12 protein-coding genes and 1 riboswitch are annotated in these 10,122 nt (G+C 71.0%); of the genes, 4 read left to right on the top strand and 8 right to left on the bottom strand.

Going from position 1 to position 10,122, the window contains the following annotated elements:
- From groEL to ACIBG4_RS41955, 5 genes are all read right to left on the bottom strand, one after another.
- A partial coding sequence (groEL, locus tag ACIBG4_RS41975; protein ID WP_397208183.1) for a chaperonin GroEL occupies positions 1-917 on the bottom strand: 917 nt, incomplete at its 3' end.
- 308 nt (positions 918-1,225) lie between these two features.
- Positions 1,226-1,426, bottom strand: a complete 201-nt coding sequence (locus ACIBG4_RS41970) for a cold-shock protein (protein ID WP_068927743.1) — start codon at positions 1,424-1,426, stop codon at positions 1,226-1,228.
- A gap of 274 nt (positions 1,427-1,700) precedes the next feature.
- The gene (locus tag ACIBG4_RS41965; protein WP_310716318.1) at positions 1,701-1,976 is read right to left on the bottom strand and encodes a MoaD/ThiS family protein; all 276 of its coding nucleotides are present in this window, start codon (positions 1,974-1,976) and stop codon (positions 1,701-1,703) included.
- A 45-nt stretch (positions 1,977-2,021) separates the two neighbouring features.
- The gene (gene thrC / locus ACIBG4_RS41960; protein ID WP_310716320.1) at positions 2,022-3,254 is read right to left on the bottom strand and encodes a threonine synthase; all 1,233 of its coding nucleotides are present in this window, start codon (positions 3,252-3,254) and stop codon (positions 2,022-2,024) included.
- A 13-nt stretch (positions 3,255-3,267) separates the two neighbouring features.
- Positions 3,268-3,409: riboswitch (SAM riboswitch) on the bottom strand.
- 79 nt (positions 3,410-3,488) lie between these two features.
- Positions 3,489-4,043, bottom strand: coding sequence for an RNA polymerase sigma factor (locus tag ACIBG4_RS41955; protein WP_310716322.1), 555 nt, complete (start codon positions 4,041-4,043; stop codon positions 3,489-3,491).
- Positions 4,044-4,074: 31 nt separating this feature from the next.
- Between ACIBG4_RS41955 and ACIBG4_RS41950 the strand changes: the two genes are divergently transcribed.
- Positions 4,075-5,520 carry a trehalose-6-phosphate synthase gene (locus ACIBG4_RS41950; protein WP_397208182.1) on the top strand — a complete coding sequence of 482 codons (1,446 nt, stop codon included), beginning with the start codon at positions 4,075-4,077 and terminating at the stop codon, positions 5,518-5,520.
- Positions 5,521-5,537: 17 nt separating this feature from the next.
- Here the strand turns inward: ACIBG4_RS41950 and ACIBG4_RS41945 are convergent, their stop codons facing one another.
- From ACIBG4_RS41945 to ACIBG4_RS41935, 3 genes are read right to left on the bottom strand one after another with little or no spacing between them, the layout of a single operon-like run.
- Complete coding sequence (locus ACIBG4_RS41945) at positions 5,538-6,119, bottom strand: hypothetical protein (RefSeq protein WP_397208180.1); 582 nt, start codon at positions 6,117-6,119, stop codon at positions 5,538-5,540.
- Between the two features lie 49 nt (positions 6,120-6,168).
- Positions 6,169-6,939 (bottom strand): trehalose-phosphatase, encoded by a 771-nt coding sequence (gene otsB, locus ACIBG4_RS41940; protein ID WP_310716327.1) that lies wholly within the window; start codon positions 6,937-6,939, stop codon positions 6,169-6,171.
- Positions 6,940-6,991: 52 nt separating this feature from the next.
- The gene (locus ACIBG4_RS41935; RefSeq protein ID WP_310716328.1) at positions 6,992-7,315 is read right to left on the bottom strand and encodes a DUF3263 domain-containing protein; all 324 of its coding nucleotides are present in this window, start codon (positions 7,313-7,315) and stop codon (positions 6,992-6,994) included.
- Between the two features lie 117 nt (positions 7,316-7,432).
- Here ACIBG4_RS41935 and ACIBG4_RS41930 point away from each other — a divergent pair, with 117 nt between their 5' ends.
- From ACIBG4_RS41930 to ACIBG4_RS41920, 3 genes are all read left to right on the top strand, one after another.
- Positions 7,433-8,248, top strand: a complete 816-nt coding sequence (locus ACIBG4_RS41930) for an S-adenosyl-l-methionine hydroxide adenosyltransferase family protein (RefSeq protein ID WP_397208177.1) — start codon at positions 7,433-7,435, stop codon at positions 8,246-8,248.
- Positions 8,249-8,377: 129 nt separating this feature from the next.
- The gene (locus ACIBG4_RS41925) at positions 8,378-9,652 is read left to right on the top strand and encodes a S8 family serine peptidase (protein WP_397208175.1); all 1,275 of its coding nucleotides are present in this window, start codon (positions 8,378-8,380) and stop codon (positions 9,650-9,652) included.
- A gap of 45 nt (positions 9,653-9,697) precedes the next feature.
- Entirely contained in the window at positions 9,698-10,102 is a 405-nt protein-coding gene (locus tag ACIBG4_RS41920) for an OB-fold domain-containing protein (RefSeq protein ID WP_310716332.1), read from the top strand.
- Positions 10,103-10,122 lie beyond the last annotated feature (20 nt).

The raw sequence follows: 10,122 nt of genomic DNA, 5'->3' as shown, positions 1-10,122 counted from the left end.
AGGCCGAGCTCCTCGGCGATGACCTGGCCACCGGTCAGGATGGCGATGTCGCCGAGCATGGCCTTGCGGCGGTCACCGAAGCCCGGGGCCTTGACGGCCACGGAGCGGAACAGGCCGCGGATCTTGTTGACCACCAGGGTGGCCAGGGCCTCGCCGTCGACGTCCTCAGCGATGATCAGGAGCGGCTTGCCGGACTGCACGACCTTGTCGAGCAGCGGCAGCAGGTCCTTGTTGGCCGAGATCTTGGAGTTGACGACCAGGATGTACGGGTCCTCGAGCACGGCCTCCATGCGGTCCGAGTCGGTGACGAAGTACATCGACGTCATGCCCTTGTCGAAGCGCATGCCCTCGGTGAGCTCAAGCTCCAGGCCGAAGGTGTTGCTCTCCTCGACGGTGATGACGCCTTCCTTGCCGACCTTGTCCATCGCCTCGGCGATGAGCGAGCCGATCTCGGGGTCGGCGGCGGAGATGGAGGCGGTGGAGGCGATCTGCTCCTTGGTCTCCACGTCCTTGGCGAGCTTGGACAGCTCCTCGCTGACGCGCTCGACGGCGGACTCGATGCCCTTCTTCAGGGCCATCGGGTTGGCGCCGGCGGCGACGTTGCGCAGACCCTCGCGCACCAGCGCCTGGGCGAGCACGGTGGCCGTGGTGGTGCCGTCACCCGCGACGTCGTCCGTCTTCTTGGCGACTTCCTTGACCAGCTCGGCGCCGATCTTCTCCCAAGGGTCCTCGAGCTCGATCTCCTTGGCGATGGAAACGCCGTCGTTGGTGATGGTGGGGGCGCCCCACTTCTTCTCCAGCACGACGTTACGGCCCTTGGGGCCGAGGGTCACCTTGACGGCGTCGGCGAGCTGGTTCATACCGCGCTCGAGACCGCGCCGGGCGTCCTCGTCAAACGCGATCATCTTGGCTGCCATAAGGCTGGACCTCCCAGATGCAGGGTGGCTTGCGGCGGATCGAGCCGACGCCCGCGACGGCATATGGGTCCGCGTCTCCGTTGGCGGACCCCATCGTCCCGATCCCAGGTGCTGGCACTCACAAACAGAGAGTGCCAACGAACTGTTTAGCACTCTACCCGGTCGAGTGCAAGCGAGCACCGCAGGCGCCCAGGTCAGCCGCACGGCGGGCCCCGGAGGGACCCGCCGTGATCTTCGACGAGGGTGCGAGGGCAGGCCGTACGGACTGCGCTGCCGCGCGGCCTGCCACTGGACGCCAGCGACCTGGGTCAGACAGCGCGGACGGACTCCGCCTGCGGCCCCTTCTGGCCCTGTGTGATCTCGAACTCGACCCGCTGGCCCTGCTCGAGAGAGCGATAGCCGTCCATCATGATTGCCGAGTAATGGACGAATACATCCTTACCACCGTCTACCGCGATGAAGCCGTAGCCCTTGTCCGCGTTGAACCACTTGACGGTGCCCTGCGCCACTTCCGACTCCTCTTACTGGGCTCGCGGATCCCGCCCATTCGTCCGCGAGACCCGCAATCGCCACGACTTATGGCAAAACAGCCGGACGATCGTCCTCGACCATACCTGTGGCACGGCGTTTGGCAACAGAGTCAAACCGCAAACCGCGCAATTCCTCTCAACGGTTTCCCTAAGGGGATGTATGGGCACATGGCCGAAGTAGTTCAACATTGAATATCCGGGAAAAGCAGAAGGCGCCCACGAGGGGCGCCTTCAGGGAGCGATGCGGGGGGCGTCAGCCGCCGGCGACCGCGGGGATGATGGAGATCTGGACCCCTTCGGGCGCGGGCGTGTCCAGGCCCTGCGCGAAACGGACGTCCTCTTCTCCCACGTAAACGTTGACAAAACGACGAATCTTGCCCGATTCATCCAGAATTCGCGCGCCGATCCCCGGGTAGTCGGAGTCGAGCTTTGCGAGGACGTCACGAAGAGTCGTGCCCTCGCCACTCACTTCCGCGTTTCCGCCGGTGTACGTGCGCAGGATGGTGGGAATCCGTACAGAAACACTCATGATTAAGTCGCCTTTCCTGGTTGAACGGGCAGCCGCGTGCGGCGGTCAGACAGCCGCGCGGAACGCGTCGAGAGAGGGCTTGATCACAGCCGTGGGCTGGGCGTCCCCGGAGACCGCGTCGAGCGTCTTGAGCCCGTCGCCGGTGTTGAGCACCACGGTCTCCGCCTCGGGGTCGAGCCGCCCGCTCTCGGCGAGCTTCTTCAGCACGCCGACCGTGACGCCGCCCGCCGTCTCGGCGAAGATGCCCTCGGTCGAGGCGAGCAGCTTGATCGCGTCCACGATCTCGGCGTCCGTCACGTCCTCCACCGCGCCGCCGGTGCGGCGGGCGATGTCGAGCACGTAGGGGCCGTCGGCGGGGTTGCCGATGGCCAGCGACTTGGCGATGGTGTCGGGCCTGACCGGCTGGACCACGTCGTGGCCGGCCTTGAAGGCGGCCGACACGGGCGAGCAGCCGAGCGCCTGGGCGCCGAACACCTTGTACGGCCGGTCCTCGACCAGCCCCAGGGCGATCAGCTCCTTGAAGCCCTTGTCGATCTTGGTGAGCTGGGACCCGGAGGCGATCGGGATGACGATCTGCTCGGGGAGCCGCCAGCCGAGCTGCTCGGCGATCTCGTACGCGAGCGTCTTGGAGCCCTCCGCGTAGTACGGCCGGAGGTTGACGTTGACGAACCCCCACTTGTCGCCCATCGGGTCGCCGATCAGCTCCGAGCAGAACCGGTTGACCTCGTCGTAGGTGCCGTCGATGCCGATGAGCTTGCCGCCGAACACCCGGGCCATGGCGATCTTGGCCTGCTCCAGGTTGGCGGGGATGAACACGCAGGCGTCGAGCCCGGCCCGGGCCGCCGCGGCCGTCACCGCTCCGGCGAGGTTGCCCGTGGAGGAGCACGACAGGGTGTGGAAGCCGAAGTTGCGCGCCGCCTCGACGGCGATGGCCACGACCCGGTCCTTGAAGGAGTGGGTGGGGTTGCCGGAGTCGTCCTTGACGTACAGGGACTTGAGGCCGAGCGCGCGGCCGAGGTTGCCCGCCTTGACGAGCTTGGTCCAGCCGGGGTTCATGTTCGGCTTGGTGGCCACGTCGGCGGGGACGGGGAGCAGCGAGCGGTAGCGCCAGATGTTGGCCGGGCCCGCCTCGATGTCCTCGCGACGGACGTCGCCGAAGGAGTAGGCCGCCTCTAGCGGCCCGAAACACTCCAGGCACGCGAAGCTCGGACCGAGGTCGTAGCGGGTGCCGCACTCGCGGCAGGACAGGGCGGTGGCAGGACCGAAGTCAAGCGACATGAAGCGAGGCCTTCCCTCATCTTCGCCCGCGGCCACCTTGACCGCAGACCGGAATTGGCACCTTGTCCCGGTCGGCCTCGCCAGGTCGCGAGTCTCAAGCCGGGAGGGTTGCCGGGGCTTCGCAGGGCCGGTCCCTCCACCCCTCTGGATGAGCAATATTCAGTTGTCGCATCAGACTGTACCCGGCCACGCGCCGCCGCCGTCCACTCGTCTCATAGCATGAGACGAGTGATCTCACCGGTAGTCGTCGCCGAGCGCCGCCTGCACGTACTTGCGCGCCTGGTGGATGCGCGACTTGGCGGTGCCGAGCGGGATGCCGAGCTGCTCGGCCACCTCGTTGTAGTCGAGCTGGACGATGTCGCGCAGCACCAGCGCCTGGGCCAGGTCGGGCTTGTCGGCCTCCAGCGCCTCCATGGCGTCGAGCAGGTCCAGCCGCGACCCCGCGATGACGCTGACGCGCGCCACGTCGGGTTTCTGCACCGGCAGCTCCTCGGAGGTCTGCTCGGCGGCCCGCCGCTTCAGCGACCGGTACGTGGTCCGCGCGCAGTTGGCCGTCACGATGTGCAGCCACGTGCTGAACCTGGCCCGCCCCTCGAAGCGGCCGATGTTGCGGGCCACCGCGAGCAGAGTGTCCTGGGACGCCTCCTCGGCGTCCTGGCGGTAGGGGAGAATGCGGGCACAATGCCGCATCACGTCGGGCTCGATCCGCTTCAGGAGCTCGCCGAGCGCGCGATGATCTCCGGCTGCGGCGGAACGGGCCAGTTCCTCGGTTAGCTCATCAAGCGCCATAGCTGGGATCCTATGATCGGAGGGAGGTTAAATGAACAGTGTCCTGGTCGCCTCCAACAGAGGCCCGGTCTCGTTCACCGTCGACGACGACGGCGCGCTGACCATGAAACGCGGCGGCGGGGGGCTGGTGTCCGGGCTGTCCGGAGTGACCAAGGACCACGGTGTGCTCTGGGTGTGCGCCGCGCTGTCCGACGGTGACCGCATCGCCGCCCGGCAGGCCCCCGGAGGCCGGCTCGACCACGCGGGCTACGACACGGGCGCCCTGCGGATGCTCGACATCCCGGCGGCGACGTTCCACCGCGCCTACAACGCGGTGGCCAACTCCACACTCTGGTTCGTCAACCACCTGCTCTACGACACCCCCAACGCGCCCAGCTTCGGCTCCAGGTTCCTGCGCGAGTGGGAGTCGTACCGCGACTACAACGGCGCGTTCGCGCTGGCCCTGGCCGAGGAGGCCCACCACGGGGCCCGCGTCATGGTGCAGGACTACCACCTGACCCTCACCCCCGCCATGCTCCGGGCCGAGCGGCCCGACCTGCGCATCGCCCACTTCAGCCACACGCCGTGGGCGCCGCCCGAGTACTTCTCGCTGCTGCCCGACGACGTGGCCCGCGAGGTGCTCGAAGGCATCCTGGGCGCCGACCACGCCGGCTTCCTCGCCACGCGCTGGGCGGACGCGTTCATGGACTGCTGCCGGGCGCTGCTCGGCGCCAGGGTCGACCACGCGGCCCGGACGATCATCCACGAGGGCCGTACGACCCGCGTCGGGGTGCACGGCCTCGGCGTCGACGGCGACGCGCTCTGCGAGCGGGCCGGCGAGCCCGACGTCGAGTCGCACATGGCCGCGCTGCGCGACCAGGTCGGCGACCGCGCCCTGATCGTCCGCATCGACCGGACCGAGCTGTCCAAGAACATCGTGCGCGGCCTGCTCGCCTACCGCGAGTTCCTGGCCGCCCACCCCGAGTGGCACGGGCGGGTCGTCCACCTGGCCTTCGCCTATCCGAGCCGGCACGACCTGCCCGAGTACCGCGAGTACACCGCCTCGGTGCAGCGGTGCGCCCAGGAGATCGAGGACGAGTACGCCACCGAGGACTGGGACCCGCTGATCCTCAACGTCAACGACGACTACCCGCGCTCGCTGGCCGCCTACCGGATGGCCGACGTGCTCCTGGTCAACCCGATCCGCGACGGCATGAACCTGGTGGCCAAGGAGGGCCCGATCCTGTCGCCGCGCGCCGCCCTGGTGCTGTCGCGCGAGGCCGGGGCGGCGGCCGAGCTGGGGCCGCACGCCCTCGTGGTCAATCCCTACGACATCAGCGACACGGCCGGTGCGCTGCACGAGGCGCTGGTCATGCCCGAGGAGGAGCGGGTGCGCCGCCGCCGCGAGCTGGTGGCCGCCGCCACGGCGCTGCCCCCCGAACGGTGGCTGGAGGCGCAGCTCGACGCCCTGGACAAGCTCGGCCCCACCCAGGGCTGACCGGCCGAAGGCCACCTTCATCGCCAGGTCGCGCGCTTGAGCACGCCGGCCAGGCCCGGGGTGTTCCACTGGTCGACGACGAGCACCTTGGTCCTCGGCAGGTACCACTCGCGCTGGATCCACCTCGACCTGACCTCGGCGCCGTCGTAGGTGACGCAGGTGGCCTTCCACTCGCGGTAGTACGCCTTGTGGCCGGGGCCGACCTGACGCAGGCCCTTGACCCTGGCGGCGCCGAGCCTCTCGCCCCACCTGCGGTCGTGCGGGCAGGGCTGGACGTCGGTGGCCGGGTAGAACGGGCGCTCGGCGGTGTACGGCTCGAACACCTCGTCGCCCAGCTCGATGGCCTTCGGCCCGAGGATCCAGAAGCTGTCGCACTCCGACCCGGCGTAACCCGACCCGGGCTTGGGGCACGAGCCGGTGACCACGCGGATCCAGTCGCCCTTGCCGTACACCTTCCAGCCGCCCGGCAGGCTCAGCGTCAGGCCGTCGCGCAGGCGGAGGGGGGTGCCCGAGCCCCCGGCGGAGGCGGAAGCGGTGGCGGGGATCAGGAGCGTGACCGCCGCGGCGAGGCCCGCGGCGGCGAGAGCTGTCTTCGGCATGCCGTGACCGTACGGCCGGGCACTTGCAGATCAATCACCAACGACTTGATCACGAGCGCGCGACGGCCGAGGCGAGCTCACGGAGCAGCGCCACGACGCCGTCGGGCCCGTCCACCACGATGTCGGCCCGCTCGGCCAGCCTGGTGACCTCGGCCGAGCCGCTGCACACGGTCACGCCCGGCAGCCCCGATGCCTCGACCGCGTCGAATGCGGCCAGGTCGCCGAGGTCGTCCCCGGCGAACATCACGGACCTCGCGGCCCGCTCGGCCAGGAACAGCCCCAGCGCGTGCCCCTTGTCCATGCCCGGCGGTCTCAGCTCCAGCACGAGCCGGCCCGGCTCCACCACCAGGCTGTGCCGGGCGGCCAGCTCGGCCAGCGGCTCGCGCAGCGCGGCCAGCGCGCCCTCGGGGTCGTCGGCGCGGCGGGTGTGGACGGCCACCGCCCGGCCCTTGTCCTCCACGGTCACGCCCTTCAGGCCCAGCGAGTCGAGCAGCAGCGGCAGCTCCGCCTCCGCCCGCGGCACGCCGGCGGGCGGAGGTGGGCCGGAGACCGTGCCGCGCTCCCATCGCTCGAACCCGTAGTGGCCCAGCACCACCAGGCCCGGCACGTCGGCCAGGCCGGGCCCGAGCTCCAGGGCGGTGGCGACGGGCCGTCCGGTCACGATGGCCACCGCCCCGACGTGCCCGCCCAGCTCGGCCAGCACGCCGGGCGCCTCCGGGTGGATCCGGGCGGAGGCCGGGTCGGGCACGATCGGGGACAGCGTCCCGTCGAAGTCGAGCCCGATCACGGCACCCGCCGGGTCCTTCAGGATGGCTTCCATGCCAGGGATGTTTCCAGGGATGTTCCTCACGCGGCTGGGCCTACCCAGCCGATCAGGGGCGCATGCCCAGACGCCTCGCGGCGCGGTCCCGCTGGCGGCCGGCGCGCAGCCTGCGCAGCCGTTTGACCAGCATCGGGTCGTGCTCCAGGGCGGCCGGCTTGTCGATGAGCTCGCCCAGAAGCTGGTAGTAGCGGGTGGCGGAGAACCCGAAGGTCTCCTTGATGGCCTGCTCCTTGGCGCCCGCGTGGCGCCACCACTGGCGCTCGAAGGCGAGGAGGTCGAGATCGCGTCGGGTCAGCTGTGCGGGTGACGTGAGGGGCTGGTCGTGCGCTGGCTGTCGGGGTGCACTGTCACCGCCGGCCGGTGCAGTGTCCATGGTTCCTCCTCCAAAGGCTGCGCGCGACGATCACGACACGCGCATGCGGCCCGACGCCATCGTAATGTGCGCAGTCCGGCTGTTCATGGCGGATGGCTAGACGTACAGTCACGAAGTGTGACCTCAGTCATCACGCTTCTCACGGACTACGGGCTGGAGGACGGCTACGTGGCGGCCTGCCACGGGGTGATCGCCGGCATCGCGCCCGAGGCCCGGGTGATCGACGTGTGCCACACCATCCCGTCGGGCGACGTACGGCGCGGCGCCGCGATCCTCGCGCAGACCATTCCCTACCTGCCTCCGGGCGTGCACATCGGCGCGGTGGACCCCGGCACGGGAGGCACCCGCCGGGCCGTCGCGATCGAGGCGGGCGGCCGGGTGTTCGTCGGCCCGGACAACGGGCTGCTGTCGTGGGCGGTGCACGCCAGCGGGGGCGCCGACGCGGCGTACGAGCTCAGCAACGAGGAGTACTTCCTGCGACCCGTCTCGCCCACCTTCCACGGGCGCGACATCTACTCGGCCGTCGCGGCCCGGCTGTTCAAGGGCGCCAAGCCGGCCGACATGGGCCCGGAGCGTCCGGTCGGCCGGCTCGTCTCCCTGGCGGAGCCGACCTCGGTGGTGCGCGAGGGGGCCGTGGAGGGCGAGGTCGTCTCGGTCGATCGCTACGGCAACACGCAGCTGTCGATCACCGCGAGCCACCTGGAGGCGCTGGGGGCGCGGGTGGGTGACACGCTGGGCGTGTGGCTGGGGCGGCGGCAGCTCACGCTGCCGTACCGGGAGACGTACGCGGCGGTGCCGCCGGGTGAGCTGGTGGCGTTCGCGGACTCGGCGGGGCTGATCGCGATCGCGGTGAACTCGGGGGACGCGGCGCAGCGGCTCGGGCTTCCCCCCGGCGCCCATGTCCGGATATCTCCCTCTATAGGCAAGTCTTAGGCTACGAAAGTTACTTAAGCCTAATTACGCGATGTATCGGACCGTTTACTGAAGGTCCTGATCAATCGTGGGCGTCGCGTGTCACAATCTCCGGCAACGGGCATCCCCCCACCTGCCCCGGAGGTCGCTATGCGCCACTTCCGTCCCATGCCGCGCGTCCCCAGGAGGCTCCTACCCCGCCTCACCGTCTGTCTCGTCACCTGTCTCGTCGCCTGCCTGTGCGCCTCGCCGCTGACGGGCCGCACATCGAGCGCCGGCGCCGCCGCCCGCACCGGGACGGCCGCGTACGAGGCCGCGCAGTGGCAGCTCCCCGCGCTGCGCCTGCCCGAGGCGTGGCGGATCAGCAGAGGTGAGGGCGTGCTGGTGGCGGTCCTCGACACCGGCGTGAACGGTCGCCACCCCGACCTCGCGGGCTCCGTGGTGGCCGGTCCCGACCTGACCGGCGCCGGGAGCCGGCCCGGCCGGTGGGGCCACCACGGCACCGCCATGGCCAGCCTCATCGCCGGCCACGGCCACACCGGCACGCCCGCCGCCTCCCGGGTCGCCGCGTTCTCCGCGCCCTCCTCCCCGGGCCGCGTGACGCGGGCCGGGGAGGAGACCGCACGGACCGGCGTGATCGGCGTCGCCCCCGAGGCCCGCGTCCTGTCCGTCCGCGTCACGCTGGAGAACGACGACCCGCTCCGCACCCATCCCTCCGCCGGCCGGCCCGACGCGCTGGCCCGCGGCATCCGCTACGCCGCCGACCACGGCGCGGACGTCATCAGCATGTCCCTGGGCGGCGGCAGCGGCGTCTGGAGGGGCTCGCCCGCCGAGCAGGCGGCGGTGCGGTACGCGCTGTGCCGCGGCGCCGTGCTGGTGGCCTCCTCCGGCAACGACGGCGAGACCACGAACCGCAGGAACTACCCGGCCGCCTACCCCGGCGTCATCGCGGTGGGCGCGGTGGACCAGCGGCTCAGGGTGACGGCGTTCTCCAACCGCCAGAACTACCTGTCGGTGGTGGCCCCCGGCACGGGCATCCTCACCGCCGACGGCGCCGGCTCGTACGTGGTGGGCGACGGCACAAGCGCGGCGGCGGCCATGGTGGCGGGCATCGCGGCACTCGTGAGGTCCGCCTACCCCGGCCTGGCGCCGGACCAGGTGCGCGCGGCCATCGAACGCGGCACGGTCTCCCGCCCGGCCGCCCGCGACCCCTCATACGGGCACGGCGTGGCCGACGCGCTGCTCGCGCTGCGGGAGGCGGGGCGGATGGCGGGAGCCCGGGCGGGCAAGGCCCCTCCGCCGCCGCCCGCGCCCGGCCGGAGCGCCGGACCGGAGCCGGAGTCGCGGCTGCCGACCCTGGTGGGGCTGCTCGTGCTCTGCCTGGCGATGGCCGCGCACGTGGTGGCGCGGCGGCGCGCCTCCTGAGCCGCACGGCTTAAGCCTAGCAAGCGCTTGTGTAATACTCGTGGCATGACCCTGGCGATCGACGGCTGGTTCACGATCGAGGACGGCGCCACCCACCTCCTGGGCGCCCGGTGCTCCGCCTGCGGCACGGTGACGTTCCCGCCGCGGACCGGCTGCTGCCCCGACCCCGGCTGCGAGAGCGAGAGCCTGGAGGTGACGCGACTGTCCCGGCGGGGCCGGGTCTGGTCCTACACCGACGCCCGCTATCCCCCGCCCGAGCCGTACGTGGCCGCCGAGCCGTACACGCCGGTCACGCTGGCGGCGGTGGAGCTGGAGCGCGAGGGGATCGTGGTGCTCGGCCAGGTCAGGGACCTCACGGTCGAGGACCTGGAGGTGGGCATGGAGCTGGAGCTGACCCACGGCGCGCTCGCCGACGGGCCGCTGGTGTGGATGTGGGGGCCGGCGTCGTGAGCGTGGTGGTGCTGGGCGCG

Source organism: Nonomuraea sp. NPDC050383 (assembly GCF_044459125.1).
In the GTDB taxonomy this organism is placed as follows: Bacteria; Actinomycetota; Actinomycetes; order Streptosporangiales; family Streptosporangiaceae; genus Nonomuraea.
This window is presented reverse-complemented; position numbering and strand designations above follow the sequence as displayed.

Coding starts and splice junctions, on each gene's coding strand:
- ACIBG4_RS41965 (WP_310716318.1), bottom strand. CDS start 1,976: ATGAGTGTTTCTGTACGGATTCCCACCATCCTGCGCACGTACACCGGC.
- thrC (WP_310716320.1), bottom strand. CDS start 3,254: ATGTCGCTTGACTTCGGTCCTGCCACCGCCCTGTCCTGCCGCGAGTGC.
- ACIBG4_RS41955 (WP_310716322.1), bottom strand. CDS start 4,043: ATGGCGCTTGATGAGCTAACCGAGGAACTGGCCCGTTCCGCCGCAGCC.
- ACIBG4_RS41950 (WP_397208182.1), top strand. CDS start 4,075: ATGAACAGTGTCCTGGTCGCCTCCAACAGAGGCCCGGTCTCGTTCACC.
- ACIBG4_RS41945 (WP_397208180.1), bottom strand. CDS start 6,119: ATGCCGAAGACAGCTCTCGCCGCCGCGGGCCTCGCCGCGGCGGTCACG.
- otsB (WP_310716327.1), bottom strand. CDS start 6,939: ATGGAAGCCATCCTGAAGGACCCGGCGGGTGCCGTGATCGGGCTCGAC.
- ACIBG4_RS41935 (WP_310716328.1), bottom strand. CDS start 7,315: ATGGACACTGCACCGGCCGGCGGTGACAGTGCACCCCGACAGCCAGCG.
- ACIBG4_RS41925 (WP_397208175.1), top strand. CDS start 8,378: ATGCGCCACTTCCGTCCCATGCCGCGCGTCCCCAGGAGGCTCCTACCC.
- ACIBG4_RS41920 (WP_310716332.1), top strand. CDS start 9,698: ATGACCCTGGCGATCGACGGCTGGTTCACGATCGAGGACGGCGCCACC.